The sequence below is a fragment of the Limnothrix sp. FACHB-881 genome (assembly GCF_014698135.1).
In the GTDB taxonomy this organism is placed as follows: Bacteria; Cyanobacteriota; Cyanobacteriia; order CACIAM-69d; family CACIAM-69d; genus CACIAM-69d.
In genome coordinates this window covers 59,728-79,333 of sequence record NZ_JACJSN010000015.1, presented here as the reverse complement: position 1 = coordinate 79,333, position 19,606 = coordinate 59,728, and the positions used below count along the sequence as shown (strand labels likewise).

Here is a 19,606-nt window from a genome sequence, read left to right as displayed (position 1 = left end):
CTCAAATGCTTGCTTGACCTACGGGACGGTTCCTTGGATTGCCCTCACCCCAACCCCTCTCCCAGGTCGGGAGAGGGGCAATCTTTTCTCCCCTTCGCCCTCCTTGGGAGAAGGGGCCGGGGGATGAGGGCATTAATAACGAACTCAACCAACCCAGCGGCCGATTGCCACATCGATCGCCTTGATTGCAATGAACGGGGCGATCGTGCCGCCGAGGCCGTAGACCAGAATGTTGCGCTGCAAGAGGCGATCGGCCGACAGGGGCCGGAACGCCACCCCCCGCAGGGCCAGGGGCACTAGCGCCGGGATGATCAGGGCGTTGTAGATCAAGGCGGATAGCACCGCCGAGTTGGGACTCGTCAGGCCCATCACGTTCAGGGGCCCCAGCCCGATCGAGGCAAACAGGGCCGGGATAATCGCGAAATACTTGGCCACGTCGTTGGCGATCGAGAAGGTGGTCAAGGCTCCCCGGGTCATCAGCAGTTGCTTCCCGATCGTCACGATGTCGATCAGCTTCGTGGGGTCGGAGTCGAGATCGACCATGTTCGCCGCCTCCTTGGCCGCCTGAGTGCCGGAGTTCATGGCCACCCCCACGTTGGCCTGGGCCAGGGCGGGCGCGTCGTTCGTGCCGTCGCCGGTCATGGCCACCAGCTTGCCTTGGGCTTGCTCCCGTTGGATGGCGGCGATTTTGTCCTCGGGCGTGGCTTCCGCGATGAAGTCATCGACTCCCGCTTCTCGGGCAATCACTTCGGCGGTGATTCGGTTGTCGCCCGTGAGCATGACGGTGCGAATTCCCATTCGCCGCAGTTGGTCAAACCGCTCGCGGATGCCGGGTTTGATCATGTCTTTCAAATAGATCACGCCGTAGATTTGGTTGTTTTCGCAAACTGCCAAGGGTGTGCCCCCCAACCGCGACACCTGCTCGAAGGCCGCGTCCAAATCGGCGGGAATCGAGCCACCGCGCGATCGAGCGAATCCCTTAATCGCGTCCACCGCGCCCTTGCGATATTCCGTGCCGTCGGGCAAGTCCGTGCCGCTCATCCGGGTGCGGGCGGAAAAGTCTAGGCCCGTGGCGGCTTCCGGGGTGGGATGGGGGCGATCGCTCAGTTTTTCCGCCAGCCGGACGATCGACTTGCCCTCGGGGGTTTGGTCAAACCAACTGGCGGCCCAGGCTACACGGGCCACGGTGTCGATCGGGTGGCCGCCCACGGGAATGAACTGTTCTGCCAGGCGGTTGCCCAGGGTGATCGTGCCGGTTTTGTCCAGCAGCAGGGTGTTGATGTCGCCGCAAGCTTCCACGGCTCGGCCCGAGGTGGCGATCACGTTGAATTGGGCCACCCGATCCATCCCGGCGATCCCGATCGCGCTCAACAGCCCCCCGATCGTGGTGGGGATCAAGGCCACCAACAGGGCAATCAAAATCGCAATGCTGGCGGGACTTTGCACATAGGCAGCCACGGGCGGCAAGGTGGCGATCGCCAACAAAAACACCTGGGTCAACACCGCCAATAACACCGTGAGGGCAATTTCGTTGGGGGTTTTGCGGCGCTCGGCTCCTTCCACCAGGGCAATCATTCGATCGATAAACCCCTGCCCCGGATCGGCAGTAACGCGAATCGTCAGCTCGTCGGACACAATCCGCGTGCCACCCGTGACGCTGCTGGCCGTATCCGATCCTGGCTCCTTCAGCACCGGAGCCGACTCGCCGGTAATCGCCGACTCATCCACCGAAGCCACCCCGGCCAGCACTTCCCCATCGGCGGGGATCACGTCGCCCGCCGCCACCCGCACCCGATCGCCCCGTTGCAACCGAGATGCAGATATGGCTTCTTCGCTGCCATCGGGCAACAACCGCCGGGCGATCGTATCCGCCTTGGTGGCACGCAGGGCATCGGCTTGGGCTTTGCCGCGTCCTTCGGCGATCGCCTCGGCCAAGTTGGCAAACCAAACCGTCGCCAACAAAATCAGGGCGATCGCGCCATTCACGGCCCGGGCATTCAGGTCGGCCACGGGGCCAAACAAATCCGGGGCGATCGTCACCAACAGCGTCACCACCGTGCCCAACCAGACCACGAACATCACCGGGTTATGCACCGCCTGGCGCGGGTCGAGCTTCCAAAAGGCCTGCTGAATGGCGCGGCCATATAACCCTTGGTGACTGACTTTGGGCGTGTGGCGACGTTGCGATCGGGGGCCGCCCGGAGTGCGCCGCATCTTATTTGCAAGACTGTTCATAAACAGACGGTTCCTGACAAAAGCGCTGAATGGATTAACGGCTCCACCACGATCCCTGACATTCCCGGTGGTGGACAGGTTGGGTGCGCTCGCTCGGGTCAGGGTTGGGAGACCCAACCCCTACGGCGACGGGATTGATGACAGCCCCTAACGCAGGGCGAATCCTTCGGCGATCGGCCCCAGGGCCAACACCGGGAAAAAGGTCAACAAACCCAAAATCAAAATCGTTACGCCCGTCACCGTCGTGAACAAAAACGTGTCCGTGCGCAGCGTGCCCGAGGTGGCCGGAGCCGGTTGCTTTTGGGCCATGCCGTCGGCGAGTAACAGCAACGCCGCGATCGGGAGGTAGCGCCCCGCCAAAATGCTGACCGTTGCCGACAGGTTCCACCACAGGGTTCCGTCACCCAAGCCCTCAAAGCCCGAGCCATTGTTGGCCGCTGCCGAGGCGTATTCATAAATCACCTGGGAAACGCCGTGGAAGCCGGGGTTGGAAATGCCCGCCAATTGCTTTGGAAAGGCCAAGGCGATCGCCCCGGGAATCAACACAAACACCGGGTGAACTAGCAAGATCGCACTGGCCAAAATGATTTCCCGTTTTTCGATTTTTCGGCCGAGGAATTCCGGCGTGCGACCCACCATCAACCCGGTTAAAAACACCGTCAAAATCAGGAACACATACAGATAAGCCGTGCCCGTTCCTTGGCCACCCCAAACCATCTGCAAAAACAACCCCAGCAAGGTAGCCAAACCGCTCCCCGGCATCAGGGAATCATGCATTCCGTTCACTGCGCCGCACATGGTGGCCGTGGTGGTGACTGCCCAAAGAGCTGTTTGGGCCCAACCAAAGCGCTGTTCTTTGCCTTCCAAGTTGGGGCCAGGAGCCAGGGTCGGGTTGCCTTGCCATTCCGCGATCGCACTGAGGGCAATTAAGCCCACAAAAATGCTGCCCACCAAGCCAAATAACCACCAAGCTTGTCGCCGGTTTTGGCTGATTTCCCCATAGGTAAAAATCAAACTCGTGGGAATTAGCAACATCGCCACAATTTCTAAACTATTGGTGAAATTGTTGGGATTTTCAAAGGGGTGAGCGGAGTTAATCGCAAAGAATCCGCCGCCGTTTTCCCCCAGTTGCTTAATCGCTTCAAAGTGGGCCACGGGGCCGCGAGCGATCGCCTGGGTTGCCCCTTCCAAGGTGCTGGCCATCGCCGGCCCGGCCAGGGTTTCCGGCACACCATTTAGCAACAGCAACAGGGCGATCGGCAACGACAGAGGCAACAACACCCGCGTGATCGATCGCGTCAAATCCCGATAGAAATTGCCCAAGGGTTGTCCACTCAGGCCGCGAATAAACGCGATCCCCACCGCCAGCCCTGTGGCCGCCGAGAAGAACATCAAATAGCCCAAAATTCCCACTTGGGAACCGTAGCTAATCGCCGTTTCGCCCGAGTAATGTTGCTGGTCGGTGTTGGTTAGAAAGGAGACGATCGTATGCACCACCAAGTCCCAACTGGGCGCACCCAAACCGGTCGGATTCAGGGGCAAGCGGTCTTGCAGCCAAAACCCACCAAAACCCACCAGAGCGATCGCCAAATTACTCGCCAGCACCGCCCGCAGGTATTGCCCGCCGGTCATCGGCTCATCGGTGCGGTGACGAATTTGCCGGTATAGCCAGCGTTCGGGCAGCCAGTCCGGCCCTTGGAATGCCCGCGCCATGTAGCGCCCTAAAAACGGGGCGATCGCCCCCACGATCAACAACGTCAGGGCAATTTGCAACCAGCCCAGTAGCATAAAGACCCGATCGCTCGATCGGACGAAAGACCAGACCCCCATCCACCCGATCGCGGGCGCTAGGGAATCCTCTTGATCGTCAGGCGATCGCCCCGAATTCGCCATCTATCAATCGGTCTAAACATCCGGCCTAGGCGATCGTCGATCTATACCAACCGTTTAGTCCTGTAGGTTGGGTTGAGCCTTGCGAAACCCAACGCGATCGATGCAAGGGTTACAGGTGTTGGGTTTCGTGCCTCAACCCAACCTACGAGATGATCTTTATAAACGCCACCGGATCGCTCCCACTGCTAACCCCAGGACAATGACATGAACCGGCGATCGACCCCATCAGCTCCCTTGGCCCGACAACGGGTTTGGATCGGTAGCGCCACGGTGCTTTGGACGGTGCTGGCGATCGCCGCTGAATTTTTGACCCCCACCGATTACGTGTTGGGTTATTTATACGTGCTACCCGTTGGGCTGGTGGGGGCCTATGGTCGGCCCAAAACCACCATGGTCGTCACCCTGGGGGCGATCGGGCTGGTGTTGCTTAACCTGTGGGTGCCGGCCGGGGTGATGGGTTCACCGGCCGCCATCACCAATCGGTTGTTGGTTTGTTTGGCCCTGTTGGTCACGGCCCTGTTGAGCGATCGGGCCCGGCGCGATCGCACCCGGCTGGCCCAACAACAGGCCCAACTGGCTGCCCAAAGCCAGCTCGCCCAACTGCGCGAGGACTTTGCCGCCACCTTGACCCATGACCTGAAAACGCCGCTACTCGGGGCGATCGCCACCCTGGAAGCCTTCCAAGCCCAACAACTGGGCCCCGCCACCGAACAACAGCAACAGGTGTTGGCAGTGATGTTACGCAGTCACCGCAACAGCTTGCGCCTGCTGGAAAGCGTCCTGGAAATTTATCGCAACGATGCGGAGGGGGTTTTGCTCGATCGCCAGCCTTGGGAGTTGGGCGAGCTGGCGGAACGGGCGATCGCCCCGTTGCGGGTGTTGGCGGCGGGGCGGCGTGTCACGATTCGGCTGGAGCGCGGCGACTCGGGCTTTTGGGCCAGCTTTTGGGTGGAGGCCGATGCCTTGCAGTTGGAACGGGCGATCGATAATTTGCTGCTGAATGCCCTCAACCACGCGCCGCGCGACTCGCAAATTTTGGTGCAGTTGCGATCGCTCGGGTCTTGCCATCGGCTGGAGGTGTCGGATTCGGGCCCCGGCATTCCCCCGGCGGCGCTGCCCAAGCTGTTCGATCGGTTCTACCAAGCGGGCAGCGATCGCCAGCTCACCGGCTCGGGGTTGGGGCTTTATCTCAGCCGCCAAATCGTCGAAGCCCACGGCGGTAGAATCTGGGCAGAGAATCGATCGCCCCAAGGCGCAACCTTCCTGGTGGAACTGGCCGCTTGTCCTCCGCCCACTACCCCCGCAGTCCATGCAAATTCTGCTGATTGAAGACGACGAGCTATTTCGCCTAGGGCTGACGATCCGGCTCCAGCAGGAAGCCGATTGGCAGGTGGCGGCGGCGGCCGATGGCGAACAGGCGATCGAGCTGGCTCGCCAACAATGCTTTGATGTGGCCCTGCTGGATATTGGGTTGCCGGGGCTGGGCGGTGTGGAAACCTGTCGGCAACTGGTGCAAATTCAGCCCGCTTTGCCCGTGTTGGTGCTCACCTCCCGTGCTGAACCCGACGCGATCGCCCGGTTGGTGGCCGCCGGAGCGCGTGGCTATTGTCGCAAAGGCATCAGCGCCGAAACGTTGATTCTGGCGATGCGATCGATCGCCGCCGGGGCCTCCTGGTGGGATGACCTGGCCACCAGCCAAATCCAAGCGGCCATGGCCCAATCGGGGGAATCTAGCGTTTCCAAAACCGTCACGAGTCGGGGCGATCGCCTGGCCACGGGGGCGATCGAGGAACTCACCCACCGGGAACAGGAAATTTTGCATCTGATTGCCCAAGGCCAAAGCAACCAAGACATTGCCCAAACCTTACACATTGCTCCCGGCACGGTGCGGGTGCATGTCCATGCGATCTTGCAAAAACTGGGCGTGCGCGATCGCACCCAAGCCGTAGTTCACCTCTTGCAACACCAAGCGCTGATGGGCGATCGCGCCATCTCCTAGGTGGCCTTGGGGATTTTTCACCTAAGATTCGTGATATTCGTGCAAGAGGTTGATTGCATTATGGCCCATGTGTTGATCATTCATGAAGTGGAAGATTACGCCACTTGGAAAGCGATTTTTGACGGCGCTGCCAACCTTCGCCAACAGGCAGGCGAGCGCTCCTATCAGGTATTGCGAGATGAATACGATTCCAACAAGATTGTTCACTTCTCCCATTGGACTTCAATTCAAGATGCCAGGGCGTTTTTTGAGTCACCGAAGTTGGTAGAAATCCGCAAACAAGCCGGTGTGAAAGCACCAGAATTTATCTATCTCGATCAGTTGGAAGCGGGAGTTTTGAAGCCTGAAGATTGATTACTCCTCGAAGCTAGAATGTCGTTTCTCCCAGCAATTCATCCATAGGAGCACAAGTCGCCTATCTTGTGCCAGTGGCGGCGGCGCAGAGGGCGATTGAGCACACCTGAGCTGAATCGGGCGATCATGACTCAACCGATCGAGTGGAATCTATAGGATTTGGATCGATCGCTTGGCTCAGTTCCACTTCTTCGTAAACCAACGACAGCGGACAAGCAAAATCGAGACTCACCAGCTCAAGAATCGGCTGGTTCAGATCGGCTTCATCGTCAGGATATGCGGTTAATTCCCACTTCCCCGCGCTCGTTTTGCGGTAGCAATCAACTCCCACCTTTTCCGCATCGATTAGCACGTATTCTTCCAAGGTTGGAATGCGGCGATAGTAGCGAAATTTGTCGCCGCGATCGAACCCAGCGGTACTGGGGGATAACACTTCAACAATGCATTTGGGATAACTGATGGCCTCGATCGCCCGTTGATCGCGATCGTCACAACTCACAACTAAATCGGGATAAAAGTATGGCCCGGCAGCGCTGACCTGCACCTTGGCATCAGCCATTCGCACTTTGCAGCCTGTTCCCCGCAAAAACAACCGCAGGGCGCTGGTTAAGTTCACCGCAATATCGTTATGGGGCAAGGTTCCGCCAGCCATGGCATACACCTGCCCATGGATGTATTCATGCTTAATGGGCTGCTCAGATTCCCAAGCCAGATACTCGGCAGCGGTCATGGATTGGGACGGAAATGGAGGCTGAATTTGAGCAATCACGATGCAGCTCCACCTTGATCATTTCAGCGTTGCTATCTCAGATCCCTTGATCCAATTCCCGTTTTCGCTTGAACAGAAAAATAATTGAAAGTTTAGGTGACGCGGTGGGGTTCGCTTTCGGGGGTGTAGTCGATCGGCATCACGCCCTCCGTGTTGTCGTAGGGGTGGGGAATGATGTAGTGGCTCATTACCTGACCGCCATAAACCGCTTTCGCCGCTTTGATCCCTTCTTCCATGGCCCGCTCCACCTCGGAGACGGGGCCGCGAATGGTGATGAAAAAGTTGCCCTTTTCGGCCTTGTCAAAGAACACCAGGGTGACGCGCCCGCCTTTCACCATGGCATCGGCGGCGGCCAGGATGGAGGGAAAGCCAAGGGTTTCGATCGTTCCAACGGCAATGGGCATGGGACAGCAGGGACGCGAAAATGAAGGGCGCAGGTCGCGGGGCGGCTCAGCCAACCCTGGCAAAAGTGTAGCGCGATCGGGTCGAATCGCCGCCAGGGATCTGCACAACGGCAGGATTGGGACTAGGAAACCCATCCGGGTCTCTTCGCTCGCGGGGAAATGGCAGCAAAGATGAGCAACCCAACGGGCAGTTTAGGCAACTGAGTTAGCAATTCAGATCGAGTCCAATCAACATTCGATCGACATTCGTTGGCCGATCAGTTGCATAAACGCCAAGGGCCGATCTAGATTAAAGCGCTACAGTTTCTTTAGAATTGGGTTTGCTGACTATCCTGAAGGCTCGAATCATTTTGGTGCACCCCCTCACTCCCCAGTCATCTGTACGACTCGATGAATGACGATTTGTGCTGGCGGATGTGCGCACCAATCTTCCGATCCGACCAACCCAATCGCGGTTAACTGGTTCTGCTTCCAGCGGTTTTGGCCCTGGGTCATGGGATTGAACTGGGTCATGGGATTGAAGTCGATCGCCCGCGTGCTAACCCCGTGCTCCCGATGCCGGTTCCGCCAGCGATTGACACGATCGTTACCGATCAGTGCTAATCAGTAGTTGCCAATACAACCAGTGCAACCGCGTTCACCGGACAATCAGTAAGGCCCTCTGGCTATGTATTCCGGTCGTTTTGCCGGGGACTCAAGACCAAGCTCAACAGACGGTCTTTTAACCCAGTCATAACGCAAACTCTGTAGTTTCGATCGCATCCGATCGACTCTAACTTGATCGATCTCAGCAGCGGCTACCTGATTGCCGCTGTGGCTCGATCGCCCTCGCTGTCTGTTTTTTTATTCACCCCGATCGCCTAGTCCACCCGATCCACTATGAGTGACCGCACCAGCCAAGCCCCTGTGTTTTCCAGCAATCCGTTGCCGGTAATGCCGGAATCCGGGTTGCGCTACCTGACTGAGGAGCGCGATGCCTGTGGCGTAGGCTTCATTGCCCAGCGCCAGGCCCAAGCCAGTCACGACTTGGTGGAGAAAGCTCTGATCGCCCTGGGTTGCATGGAGCACCGGGGCGGTTGCAGTGCCGATCGCGACTCGGGCGACGGCGCAGGGGTGATGACGGCAATTCCCTGGACCCTGATTGAGCAGTGGGCCGCCACCGAAGGCAAGACCATCGATCGCGATCGCACGGCGGTGGGGATGTTGTTCCTGCCGTTGGATGCGGACAAGCTGGCCAAAACCAAGGCCGCCATTGACGCAACGATCACGGAGGTCGGTTTGACCCTGCTGGGTTGGCGTGTTGTGCCCACCCGCCCCGAGGTGCTGGGCATCCAAGCCCGCGAGAACCTGCCAACGATCGAGCAGGTGATTATTGAATCCACCCTAACCGGCGATGCCCTGGAACGGCAACTCTACCAACTGCGCCGTCGGCTCGGAAATGCGGTGGTGAAGGCACTCGGTGAGGATGATACAAAAGTCACATCCCAGTCCGTAGGATTCTACGCTTGCTCCCTCTCGAACCACACGATTATTTACAAGGGGATGGTGCGATCGGAGGTTTTGGGTCGCTTCTACCAAGACTTGACCAACCCGGACTACACCAGTGCTTGGGCGGTCTACCACCGACGCTTCAGCACCAACACGATGCCCCGCTGGCCCCTGGCGCAACCGATGCGGATGCTGGGCCACAACGGCGAAATCAATACCCTGCTGGGCAATCTGAATTGGATGTTGGCCAAGCAGGCGGATTTGGCCCATGAAAATTGGACAACCGAGGAGCTGAACGCCCTCAAGCCGATCGTTAGCTACGAAAACAGCGACTCGGCCAACTTGGATAACTCCTTGGAACTGTTGGTGCGATCGGGCCGCAGCATCCTGGAAGCCGTCACCCTGCTGGTTCCGGAAGCCTACGAAAATCAGCCGGATTTGGCCGACCATCCGGAAATCGTCGATTACTACAACTACTATCGCGGGGTGCAAGAACCTTGGGATGGCCCGGCGCTGCTGGTATTTGGCGATGGCAAGATCGTCGGCGCAACGCTCGATCGCAACGGTCTGCGCCCCGCCCGCTACTGCATCACCCGCGATGACTACATCATCGTTGGTTCGGAAGCCGGTGTGGTGGACATCCCGATCGAGAACATCCTCGAAAAGGGTCGTCTCGGCCCCGGTCAGGCGATCGCCGTGGATCTGGAAGCCGGTGAAGTCCTGAAAAATTGGGATCTGAAGCTGAAGGTGGCTCGCCAGCATCCCTACGGCGACTGGGTGCGCGACCATCAACAACAGTTAACCGCCCAACCCTTCGCCACCGATAAAACCCTGGATGAGGGTCGCCTGCTGCAACACCAAACGGCCTTTGGCTACACCGCCGAGGACATTGATTTGGTGATTGTGGACATGGCGGCCAACGGTAAGGAGCCGACCTACTGCATGGGCGATGACATCCCCTTGGCAGTGCTCTCGACCCGCCCCCACCTGCTTTATGACTACTTCAAGCAGCGGTTTGCTCAGGTGACGAACCCACCGATCGACCCCCTGCGCGAAAAGTTGGTGATGTCGCTGGAAATGCACCTGGGACGGCGCGGCAACCTGCTGCAACCCATTCCGGAAGCGGCCCGCCTGCTGAAGATCAGCTCGCCCGTGCTGAATGAAACGGAACTGGGCAAGCTGTCCGAGTCCGGAATGCAAGTGGTCACCCTTTCGACGCTCTACAGCACGGCCGATGGCCCGGCGGGTCTGCAGGCAGCGATTACAGCCCTGCAAGAGCGGGCCGTGGCAGCGGTGCAAGGCGGGGCGGAAATCCTGATCCTGAGCGATCGCACCGATGGCCTGTCGCCGGACACCACCTACATTCCGCCGCTGGTGGCGATCGGCTCGGTTCACCACCACTTGATCCGCCAAGGAATGCGGATGCAGGTGTCGATCGTGGCGGACACGGCCCAATGCTGGAGCACGCACCACTTTGCCTGTGCAGTGGGCTTCGGGGCCAGCGCCGTTTGCCCCTACTTGGCCCTGGAAAGCATCCGCCATTGGTGGAACAGCGATCGCACCCAAAACCTGATGGGCAGCGGTAAGTTGCCGGCCTGCTCGATCGAGCAGGCCCAGGCCAACTACCGGGCCGCCGTGGAAGCCGGGTTGCTGAAGATCCTCTCGAAGATGGGAATCTCACTGCTGGCTAGCTACCACGGGGCACAAATTTTCGAGGCGATCGGGATTGGCCGCGAGCTGATCGACCTGGCCTTTGTGGGCACGCCGTCTCGCGTTGGTGGCTTGGGCGTGGCGGAACTGGCCCAGGAAGTGATGACCTTCCATGCGACCGCCTTCCCCGAACTGACGGCCAAGAAGCTGGAAAACATGGGCTTCGTCCAGTACCGCAAGGGTGGCGAATACCACATGAACTCGCCGGAAATGGCCAAGGCCCTGCACAAGGCCGTGGATGCCTTCAAGGCCCAAACGCCCGACGGTGAATGGATGCCCGGTGCGCAAGCCCTCACCACTGAAGCCTACGACCACTACAGCGTCTACAAGCGCTATTTGCAGCAGCGTACCCCCACGGCCCTGCGGGACTTGCTGGACTTCGACACCAGCCGCAGCCCGATTTCCGTGGATGAGGTGGAGTCGATCGAGTCGATTCTGAAGCGGTTCTGCACGGGTGGTATGTCCCTCGGTGCGCTGTCGCCGGAAGCCCACGAGGTGCTGGCGATCGCCATGAACCGGATTGGCGGCAAGTCCAACTCCGGCGAAGGCGGCGAAGATCCGCGCCGCTACACCACCCTGAACGATGTGGACGAAAACGGACTGTCGGCTACCTTCCCGCACCTGAAGGGCCTGCGGAACGGCGACACGGCCAGCTCCGCGATCAAACAGGTGGCTTCGGGGCGCTTTGGCGTGACCCCGGAATACCTGATGAGCGCCGAGCAAATCGAAATCAAGGTGGCCCAAGGGGCGAAACCCGGTGAGGGCGGTCAGCTCCCCGGTAAGAAGGTCAGCCCCTACATCGCCATGCTGCGGCGATCGAAGCCCGGCGTAACCCTGATTTCGCCGCCGCCCCACCACGACATCTACTCGATCGAGGATTTGGCCCAACTGATCTTTGATCTGCACCAAATCAACCCGCGCGCCAAGGTGTCCGTGAAGCTGGTGGCCGAAGTGGGCATCGGCACGGTGGCCGCCGGGGTGGCCAAGGCCAACGCCGACGTGATCCAAATTTCCGGCCACGACGGCGGCACGGGAGCCTCGCCCCTCAGCTCGATTAAGCACGCCGGTAGCCCCTGGGAATTGGGCTTGGCGGAAGTCCACAAGTCCCTGATGGAAAACGGCCTGCGCGATCGCGTCGTCCTGCGCGTCGATGGCGGCTTCAAGACCGGCTGGGATGTGTTGATGGCGGCGCTGATGGGCGGTGAAGAATTCGGCTTCGGGACGATCGCCATGATCGCCGAGGGCTGCATCATGGCCCGCGTCTGCCACATGAACACCTGCCCCGTGGGTGTCACCAGCCAACAGGAGCACCTGCGTAAGCGGTTCCCCGGTATTCCGGATCATGTGGTTAACTTCTTCTACTTCGTGGCCCAGGAAGTGCGGTTGTTGCTGGCCCGGTTGGGCTTCCGTCGCCTGGATGAGGTGATTGGCCGCGCTGATCTGCTGAAGCGGCGCGAAGATGCCAGCCTGACCAAGACCCAGGCGATCGACCTGTCGATCTTGACCAACCTGCCCGATACCCGGAGCGATCGCAGTTGGCTGAACCACAGCCCCCGCCCCCACAGCAACGATGTGGTGCTGGACAACGCGATCCTGGGCGATGAGGACATCCAACGGGCGATCCGCCACCAGGGCACGGTGCAAAAGACGATCAAGATCATCAACACCGATCGCTCCGTGGGCACGCGGGTTTCCGGCAACATCGCCAAGCGCTACGGCGACAAGGGCTTTGAAGGGCATCTGCACCTCACTTTCGTGGGCAGCGCCGGCCAAAGCTTCGGAGCCTTCAACATCAACGGCATGACCCTGGAGCTGATTGGTGAGTCTAACGACTACGTGGGCAAGGGCATGAACGGCGGCGAAATCATCGTCCGGCCGCCCGCCGAAGCCACCTTCGCCCCAGAACACAACGCGATCGTTGGTAACACCTGCCTCTACGGTTCCACTGGCGGCGTGCTCTACGCCAGCGGTCGGGCCGGCGAGCGGTTCGGCGTGCGTAACTCCAAGGGCCAAGCGGTGATCGAAGGCGCAGGCGACCACTGCTGCGAATACATGACCGGCGGCACGATCGTGGTACTCGGTTCCACGGGTCGCAACGTGGGCGCGGGCATGACCGGCGGTTTAGCCTACTGCTACGACGAGGACGGCAGTTTCCCCGGCAAGGTGAACGGCGAAATCGTCAAGATCCAGCGGGTTTGCACCCCGGCGGGCGAGGAGCAACTGAAGACGCTGATCGAAGCCCACGCCGAAAAGACCGGCAGCCCGAAGGCAAAGGCGATCCTGTCCGACTGGGCGAACAGCTTGCCCAAGTTCTGGCAAGTGGTTCCGCCGTCGGAAGCGAACACGCCGGAAGCAAATGCCAACCCCGCTGAGGAAAAGGTAGCCGCAACGGTTTAGTTTCAGTTTCCTAGGGCGATCGGGTGGTGATGAGCTGCCCGATGCCTTGACCCCAGTTGGTTGCTTATTTAGGGCGATCGACTGGGGTTATTGTTTGCAATGAATGTTGGCATTGGCTCGACAGTCAAGAAGACCGTGGTGGCAACACAACATTTTGAAGCCTATAGATTTCAAGCACTGCTATTATGTAAGACTCGAAACGTAGGATTGTTGCTTTCCCACAGGCGAACTTTTGTATAGAGATGTGTCTGGTAGAAAAATACTCCTTCGTAAGCCAGTCGCAAACTTCGTTCTAAATCATCTGGTTTTACTTCAGATTTATTCTTCTTGGAAGCAAGTTGGCGCAATCCAAGAGATAGAATTTCAACTAAGTCATGTCCACAGCAAACTTGCCAAGGATCATGACTATTATTTCTTTGATTTTCTATTTTCTTTTGCAGATCTTCAGTTTGTAATAAATGAGCTTGCGACTTATTTTTAACCTCCTTTATGAAATTTTTTAGACAAATTTGAATTGTTTTTCCATCAATAAATTTGGCAAATTCAATCCCATCAAAAGTTAAGTCTAGTGACTCCTGCAAGGAAATCCACCTCAAATATCCAATAGGTATTCCACAGTCAAGAAGTTTCGTTCTGATTGTATTACTAAAATCAGTCATTTTCTGTCTAGAGCTTTCATCGTCACTCCGAATTCCAAACTCGCGAATCACCTTTTCAAGAGCAGGTGAAATCAGAAGCATAGTTTCTAAGTCATGCGTGTCTGTCTGAATCAAATTAGGGCTTGTAGAGACGAAATTTTCAAGTCGATCAAAATCTGCATCAACAATAGCAATCACACCTTGGAAACTAAAACCTTCCAGACTCTCTAGAATACTGATAGCTCTTGACTTTCCTGAAGTTACTATTATTTGGCATTCTTTGTCATCGATAAAGCGCTCATAGAAGGTTCTATCTGAGTTGCCTTCAATCAATAAAAAAGCACCAGAAAATGTGCTTCTCCTCATGTGAATAGCATTCGCTTCGCGATTAACAGAAATATGATCTCTCATTGCTGCGGTCTTTTTAGCTCCACAGTCAAATCCCAACGGTCTTGAATAATATCAGGAGAGTGGGTGGCAATCAGAATATCAAGATCGGCAAGCTCTGTAATCTCTTGCAAATCTTTTAAGAACTGAGACTGCCAGCCTACGTGAAGCGAAAGTTCAGGTTCATCAATTAAGACTAAGGAATTTGGCTGAACCTTGAACAGTAATTCGTACAGCAGTACTAGTTCATGTTGTTCACCAGATGATAAGTCTGTCGGTGAAACTGTGCCATGATCTGGCGAATTAGGATGATATAGTGTATTAAAAACAAATCCTTTGTCTTTGCTAAAGCTGATCTCTTTATAGGAGTAAGAGAATTTTTTATTAATGATCCTTTTAAGCAAGTCAATTTTGTTTGCGATTTCACGGAAAACGTCAAGTTTTTTCTCGACATCTTCAATGTAGACCGAAAGAACATTTCGAGTACTTTCATCAATTGATTGCAGTTGAGTTAGTAACTCTGTATCCCCATCCTGATCTAATAGACCAATTTCAATCAATCCAGAACGAGTTTCTTCTAGCTCATCTAATTGCTGGCGGAGTTGTTCATCTGTAACTTCAGGAGATAATGGTTGCTTGACCACTCTTGCAGGAAAGGTTCTATCGAGAGACTGAGAAGTTGCACCATATTCTGCAAGTTTCGATTTAATGAGTTGAGCAATCTCTTCTGAATAGGCTAGTACTGTGGGCGACATTGAAGGTGAACCAGAGTAGCTTCTAGAAGAACGACTCGGAAGAAAATTTAATAATCGTTGTGATTCGATTAACCGAATATGAACATCACTTTTTAACTTAATTAACCAGTCATCTTCTGTGTATGGATTTCCTTCATCAGTCAGAAGATGACCGTACTTTTCGAGCACTTCTTGGGCCGTAAGAGGTTCACCTGTGCGCAAATCTCGCCACAGTTTGCTTCCGATTTGGCGAATTTCGGGTATAACTTCCTCCCATACATCAGGATCAAAACGAAAATTTGACATTTTTCGCTTTGTCATTCTTTGGTTGCTTTTTAAACAGAAAACTTTGTCTTCTTGTCCTGGCTCACGATAGACAAATTCGATGTCTTGTAAATGGCTTTGCATCTTGTCTTTTGTATTCCCTTTAATTGCCACACTATCCCCATTAACAAATTCAATCTGGAAGTTCCTGAATGGAATTTTTTTGAAAATAGAATATTGAGCATTAAAAAATCCATTCAACATTCTCAGGATAGCTGTTTTTCCAAACCCATTCGGCCCGTGAATAATTGTAATTTTTTCGCTTAAATTCAACGATATTTCATGGTTAAAAACACCAAAAAGTCCATCAACAGAGATTTTTTGAATTTTCATGTTTTTTCTGGTTTTACACAATTTGCTATTAGTAGTCTTGGCAAAGTGCAGGTCAAAATTTGAGCCGCCACACAAATAGTATAATTGACGGATGTGTAATAAAAAGGCGATACCTCTAAGTTAGCATCACTGTTACTTGGTGGGCGATGGGAAACCGACGATATAGCCTCGTCGTCACTAGCCCGACTCGTCCCTGAAGACTGAGGCAGACCATGGGACGCTACATCATTTTCAAAACGGAAACGGCCGACGCGGAAGGGTGGGATGATCGGCAACTGATGCCCAGCGGTAGCCTGACGGATATTTTGGCTGAGTATTACGATGCGTCTCAGCGCCCCTTGCCTCAACCGGGCTATCGATTGCGCGATTATGTGCGGGTTGAGTCGGCAATCGATCCGCAATTTCCCGCCGCCAGCACCCACAGCCGCCTTAGCAATTGGCAAGTAACACGGGTTGAGGTTTATGAACCTCGGGAGATGGGCAGCGCGTTTGAGGCGATCGCCGTTTGTTTTTGTCAGTGGGTTCCGATCGCCGCCCCGATCGAACCCTTACCCGCGATCGAATCCCCAGCACTCAACCCAGCTTGATTAAACCCATTTGGTTGGTTTCGATGATGCATGGTGGTGGTGCGTAGGACAAAAGCTAACTGTTTCGTGACTCCGAGATCGTACTCCTATGCACCCTATCAAGGGATTGCAAAGAGTTCGTCAAGATCGCTCGACAAGAATGGATTATCCTCATCCAGATCCTCAGAAGGTGTTGTCCCGAAGATTTCCATGAGTGCTTTTAAGTGTTCAGGGCCATTGTTTTCGTAGTAGTCGATCGCCACATTCCCTACGTTCTGAATTGCTTTGTAATCAAACCCAAAGCCAATCACTGCACCAACTACAGGAAGCGCCTGACGCAAGCCTCTATTAATTCCTTTCTCAGCCATCTGCTTGCCAAATGTCTTCCAAATCATTTCTCGCAACGGATGCATAGTGCCTACTTTCTGCACAAGCTTTGGCATATGTTGCAAAACAATATCCTTACCTAGAGGAGAGGTCACTGCCGTTTTCAACAATCTTGGCATTGATTGAGTACTAATATTTAGAAGCGCATCTTTAACTAGCGGAAAAGCACCTGCTTTCTGCACAAACTTTGGCAATAACTGAGTGCTGAAATTCAGAATTGCATCTTTCCCCATGTGAGCCGCTCCTTGGGCAACATACCTGCTGCTGTGTGAAATAGTTGATTTCACAGCGGTCGCCGTAGCAATCTTTGTCGCTGCTTGTGCAACTGTAGCTTTCAGGTTGTGGCTAGATTGATGATTTTGCTCTTCACGTTCCAATTCTGATTCAAGATCTGTGAATGCTTGTTCTATCTGAGCCGCCAGCATTTTCTGGAGTGATCGAGAAATATCATCGAAGGACTTATTAGACAGGATCAGCGAAGCATCAGTCTTGAAATCTGTTGTTTCAGCAGAGTAGCCATAGGCATAGGCCACACCTTGAATAGTAAAGGCTTGTAATTGTAGTGTCTTGACTAAAGCAACCGGCAAGGTAGCCACTAGCAAAGGCAGGCCTAATAAGCCTGTTCCCGCTCCCATCAAACCACTCCACAAGGCTTGCTGCCCGATGATGATTTTTGCAATCTCTTTGGGTGATGCGGCGGGATTATCGATGCGTGCTTTATGGACGGCTTCCCGCACGGTAGAAAAATCAACGCTGGAAATGCTATCTAGGAGGCCCTCAATACTGCGCTGCAAATCGAATGCTGATTCGGATGTGGATTCAGACATGAGAATTCTGAGGGGGAAACTAGGAATCAGAACTGTCCATGGCAAACATAAGCGACTTGAGGAGCTTCACAGTTTCATGGCTGAACTGCTTTATTTTTAATCGCCATGCTCATTCTCCAATGAAATTACAACAATGTTTCCCTAATTTTTAATTAATCACGGCTTTTTTGTGATTCTGATCACTGATACCGAAATAAATGGATCACAAAAGGTACTTTATAAACTGGATTATTAGTTGATTTCTGCTCTGCATGGTAGACGGTGTGTGGGAATGCCGATTAGGCGCTTCGTGATGCCGTTTGCAGGCGGGAAAATGCTTTGAACTGGGACGGTCGGGAAGCAGGCTGCCTGACACGCTAGGGAGATTGCTTTGTCTGGAAGGCGCTTACGATTGGCGATCGCCCGTTGCAGAAGCGCTTGTGCCAAGATCACAGCAGACGATCGAGTGGAGGATCAAGCGATGAATTCAGGGGACTTGCGATCAGCCGCGCTGCGATTATCAGTGGGCGATCGATTGCGGCTGATTTGGGACTTGGTGCGATCGCTCCTGGGCTGGGATGGGGTGATCGAGCCGACCGTGCCCGCAGAACCTAACCTAGAACAGGCGATCGCCCGAATTGAGCCGCTGATTGACCAGGCGGCAAGTCACCAACCGCACTATCAACCACAACTCAAGACCCGTTTGCTGGATAACTTGCGCCACACATTTGCCCAATCCCCGAACCATTGGCAAACCCTATTAGCCATGTCAGAGACGGCGTTATCAGAAAAAGTAGCGTTGCTGTTAGCCACTGAAGCCTTACTTGCAGCCAGTGAAGACGAATCTGAAGCGGATCAGGCAGAATTGCAGCAACTGATTGAAGGGCGATAAACCGAATGGTTTATTTACTAGATACCAATATTGTCAGTGAGTTTTTAAAACGGGATTCTCAACTGCTGTCCCAGCTTCGGTTGTTATTGGCAACTGAGTCCGTAGCCATTAGCGCCATAACTTACTATGAAATTCGGCGGGGTCTATTAGCGAAGGCCGCACCCAAACAATTAGAACTCTTTGATCGATTCTGCCAGCTTGTGAATATCGTACCGGTCACACATCCCGAAATTGTCAATATTGCCAGCGAGATTTATGCAAATCTGCGATCACGTGGTTGTTTGATTCAAGATGCAGATATTTTGATTGCGGCAACAGCGATCGCCCAAAATTGGATTTTGATTTCCAATGATTCTGATCTCTCTCGCGTGCAAGGATTACGATTGGAAAATTGGCTGATTCGTTGAATCTAAAAAACAATGGAGGATCAAGCAATGAATCCAGGAGACTTGCGATCGGCAGCGCTGCGATTATCAGTGGGCGATCGGTTGCGGCTGATTTGGGACTTGGTGCGATCGCTCCTGGGCTGGGATGGGGCGATCGAGCCGGCCGCGCCCGCAGAACCTAGCCTAGAACGGGCGATCGACCGGATTGAACAACTAATTGACCAGGCCTTGGCGGCACATCCCGACTGGGATCCTGGCTTGAAACGGCCGGTACTCGATCGGGTGGCATCTTCCCTTTCGCAATCGCCCGATCGTTGGCGAGCCATCTTAGCCACACCAGAGGAAACGCTTCTGAAGCGTGTGAGCTTGTGGCTAGTTATGGAAACATTTAGTCAGATTGCAGCCGAAGAATCCGACACAGAGAAAGCAGAACTCGTGGCCATCATTGAGGGGAAATAGTGTTGGTTGGCTATCTGCTAGATACGAATATTGTGAGTGCCATCATTCAGGGCAATACCTCAGTAAAAGCTAAGTTTCTTGAGGTAATTGTGGTGATGCCCATCGCTATTAGCGCTATTACCTACTTTGAATGTCGGCGTGGTTTGTTAGCGAACAAGTCGCAAAAGAAAATCCAAGCCTTTACTGATTTTTGCCAATTGGTCGATGTCTTGCCAGTGACGCATCCAGAAATTGTGGACATTGCTAGCGAGATTTATGCAGATCTGCGATCGCGCGGTTGCCTAATTCAAGATGCAGATATTTTGATTGCGGCAACGGCGATCGCCCACAATTGGATTTTGATTTCCAACGATTCTGATCTCTCTCGCGTGCAAGGATTGCAATTGGAGAATTGGTTAATTCGCTAAACTGCTAACCCTTGCCCACAATCGACTTTTCAGCCTTT

16 protein-coding genes are annotated in these 19,606 nt (G+C 54.8%); 9 read left to right on the top strand and 7 right to left on the bottom strand.

Translation table 11 applies throughout. The features are described 5' to 3' along the window. Nucleotides 1-144: 144 nt before the first annotated feature. Nucleotides 145-2,235: a potassium-transporting ATPase subunit KdpB gene (kdpB, locus tag H6G52_RS13800; RefSeq protein ID WP_190529070.1), complete on the bottom strand. Its 2,091-nt coding sequence runs from the start codon at nt 2,233-2,235 to the stop codon at nt 145-147. Between the two features lie 147 nt (nt 2,236-2,382). Then, nucleotides 2,383-4,023, bottom strand: coding sequence for a potassium-transporting ATPase subunit KdpA (gene kdpA / locus H6G52_RS13795; protein WP_190529124.1), 1,641 nt, complete (start codon nt 4,021-4,023; stop codon nt 2,383-2,385). A 309-nt stretch (nt 4,024-4,332) separates the two neighbouring features. Here kdpA and H6G52_RS13790 point away from each other — a divergent pair, with 309 nt between their 5' ends. From H6G52_RS13790 to H6G52_RS13780, 3 genes are read left to right on the top strand one after another with little or no spacing between them, the layout of a single operon-like run. Beyond that, nucleotides 4,333-5,457 (top strand): sensor histidine kinase KdpD, encoded by a 1,125-nt coding sequence (locus tag H6G52_RS13790; RefSeq protein ID WP_190529069.1) that lies wholly within the window; start codon nt 4,333-4,335, stop codon nt 5,455-5,457. Beyond that, nucleotides 5,438-6,127: a response regulator transcription factor gene (locus H6G52_RS13785; RefSeq protein ID WP_190529067.1), complete on the top strand. Its 690-nt coding sequence runs from the start codon at nt 5,438-5,440 to the stop codon at nt 6,125-6,127. The genes H6G52_RS13790 and H6G52_RS13785 overlap by 20 nt, the downstream gene beginning before the upstream one ends. Before the next feature lie 60 nt (nt 6,128-6,187). Next, complete coding sequence (locus H6G52_RS13780; RefSeq protein WP_190529121.1) at nt 6,188-6,481, top strand: antibiotic biosynthesis monooxygenase; 294 nt, start codon at nt 6,188-6,190, stop codon at nt 6,479-6,481. Nucleotides 6,482-6,605: 124 nt separating this feature from the next. Here the strand turns inward: H6G52_RS13780 and H6G52_RS13775 are convergent, their stop codons facing one another. Beyond that, on the bottom strand, nt 6,606-7,211 hold the full coding sequence (locus tag H6G52_RS13775) for a Uma2 family endonuclease (protein ID WP_190529065.1): 606 nt from the start codon (nt 7,209-7,211) through the stop codon (nt 6,606-6,608). Nucleotides 7,212-7,342: 131 nt separating this feature from the next. Continuing rightward, nucleotides 7,343-7,654: a carbon dioxide-concentrating mechanism protein CcmK gene (locus H6G52_RS13770; protein ID WP_190529063.1), complete on the bottom strand. Its 312-nt coding sequence runs from the start codon at nt 7,652-7,654 to the stop codon at nt 7,343-7,345. Between the two features lie 879 nt (nt 7,655-8,533). On the opposite strand from H6G52_RS13770, the gene H6G52_RS13765 reads away from it, so the two are divergent. Then, complete coding sequence (locus tag H6G52_RS13765; RefSeq protein WP_190529061.1) at nt 8,534-13,249, top strand: glutamate synthase-related protein; 4,716 nt, start codon at nt 8,534-8,536, stop codon at nt 13,247-13,249. Between the two features lie 170 nt (nt 13,250-13,419). On the opposite strand, the gene H6G52_RS13760 is transcribed toward H6G52_RS13765, so the two are convergent. Continuing rightward, nucleotides 13,420-14,334, bottom strand: coding sequence for a DUF4435 domain-containing protein (locus H6G52_RS13760; RefSeq protein ID WP_242026386.1), 915 nt, complete (start codon nt 14,332-14,334; stop codon nt 13,420-13,422). Then, nucleotides 14,295-15,665, bottom strand: coding sequence for an AAA family ATPase (locus H6G52_RS13755; protein WP_190529059.1), 1,371 nt, complete (start codon nt 15,663-15,665; stop codon nt 14,295-14,297). Before H6G52_RS13755 ends, H6G52_RS13760 begins: the two co-directional genes overlap by 40 nt. Before the next feature lie 212 nt (nt 15,666-15,877). Here H6G52_RS13755 and H6G52_RS13750 point away from each other — a divergent pair, with 212 nt between their 5' ends. Further along, complete coding sequence (locus H6G52_RS13750) at nt 15,878-16,252, top strand: hypothetical protein (RefSeq protein ID WP_190529057.1); 375 nt, start codon at nt 15,878-15,880, stop codon at nt 16,250-16,252. Nucleotides 16,253-16,350: 98 nt separating this feature from the next. Here H6G52_RS13750 and H6G52_RS13745 read toward each other — a convergent pair whose 3' ends face one another. Next, on the bottom strand, nt 16,351-17,445 hold the full coding sequence (locus tag H6G52_RS13745; RefSeq protein WP_190529055.1) for a hypothetical protein: 1,095 nt from the start codon (nt 17,443-17,445) through the stop codon (nt 16,351-16,353). A gap of 460 nt (nt 17,446-17,905) precedes the next feature. On the opposite strand from H6G52_RS13745, the gene H6G52_RS13740 reads away from it, so the two are divergent. The 4 genes from H6G52_RS13740 to H6G52_RS13725 are packed head-to-tail and all read left to right on the top strand — an operon-like array spanning nt 17,906 to nt 19,568. Continuing rightward, nucleotides 17,906-18,316, top strand: coding sequence for a hypothetical protein (locus tag H6G52_RS13740; RefSeq protein WP_190529053.1), 411 nt, complete (start codon nt 17,906-17,908; stop codon nt 18,314-18,316). A gap of 5 nt (nt 18,317-18,321) precedes the next feature. Continuing rightward, nucleotides 18,322-18,723 carry a type II toxin-antitoxin system VapC family toxin gene (locus H6G52_RS13735; RefSeq protein ID WP_190529051.1) on the top strand — a complete coding sequence of 134 codons (402 nt, stop codon included), beginning with the start codon at nt 18,322-18,324 and terminating at the stop codon, nt 18,721-18,723. Nucleotides 18,724-18,750: 27 nt separating this feature from the next. Further along, entirely contained in the window at nt 18,751-19,161 is a 411-nt protein-coding gene (locus H6G52_RS13730; RefSeq protein ID WP_190529049.1) for a hypothetical protein, read from the top strand. Next, on the top strand, nt 19,161-19,568 hold the full coding sequence (locus tag H6G52_RS13725; protein WP_370567708.1) for a type II toxin-antitoxin system VapC family toxin: 408 nt from the start codon (nt 19,161-19,163) through the stop codon (nt 19,566-19,568). Before H6G52_RS13730 ends, H6G52_RS13725 begins: the two co-directional genes overlap by 1 nt. Nucleotides 19,569-19,606: the final 38 nt, after the last annotated feature.

Bases quoted from the DNA above. Each gene is read 5' to 3' on its own strand.
- kdpB (WP_190529070.1), bottom strand. From the start codon at position 2,235: ATGAACAGTCTTGCAAATAAGATGCGGCGCACTCCGGGCGGCCCCCGA.
- kdpA (WP_190529124.1), bottom strand. From the start codon at position 4,023: ATGCTACTGGGCTGGTTGCAAATTGCCCTGACGTTGTTGATCGTGGGG.
- H6G52_RS13790 (WP_190529069.1), top strand. From the start codon at position 4,333: ATGAACCGGCGATCGACCCCATCAGCTCCCTTGGCCCGACAACGGGTT.
- H6G52_RS13785 (WP_190529067.1), top strand. From the start codon at position 5,438: ATGCAAATTCTGCTGATTGAAGACGACGAGCTATTTCGCCTAGGGCTG.
- H6G52_RS13780 (WP_190529121.1), top strand. From the start codon at position 6,188: ATGGCCCATGTGTTGATCATTCATGAAGTGGAAGATTACGCCACTTGG.
- H6G52_RS13775 (WP_190529065.1), bottom strand. From the start codon at position 7,211: ATGACCGCTGCCGAGTATCTGGCTTGGGAATCTGAGCAGCCCATTAAG.
- H6G52_RS13770 (WP_190529063.1), bottom strand. From the start codon at position 7,654: ATGCCCATTGCCGTTGGAACGATCGAAACCCTTGGCTTTCCCTCCATC.
- H6G52_RS13765 (WP_190529061.1), top strand. From the start codon at position 8,534: ATGAGTGACCGCACCAGCCAAGCCCCTGTGTTTTCCAGCAATCCGTTG.
- H6G52_RS13755 (WP_190529059.1), bottom strand. From the start codon at position 15,665: ATGAAAATTCAAAAAATCTCTGTTGATGGACTTTTTGGTGTTTTTAAC.
- H6G52_RS13750 (WP_190529057.1), top strand. From the start codon at position 15,878: ATGGGACGCTACATCATTTTCAAAACGGAAACGGCCGACGCGGAAGGG.
- H6G52_RS13745 (WP_190529055.1), bottom strand. From the start codon at position 17,445: ATGTCTGAATCCACATCCGAATCAGCATTCGATTTGCAGCGCAGTATT.
- H6G52_RS13740 (WP_190529053.1), top strand. From the start codon at position 17,906: ATGAATTCAGGGGACTTGCGATCAGCCGCGCTGCGATTATCAGTGGGC.
- H6G52_RS13735 (WP_190529051.1), top strand. From the start codon at position 18,322: ATGGTTTATTTACTAGATACCAATATTGTCAGTGAGTTTTTAAAACGG.
- H6G52_RS13730 (WP_190529049.1), top strand. From the start codon at position 18,751: ATGAATCCAGGAGACTTGCGATCGGCAGCGCTGCGATTATCAGTGGGC.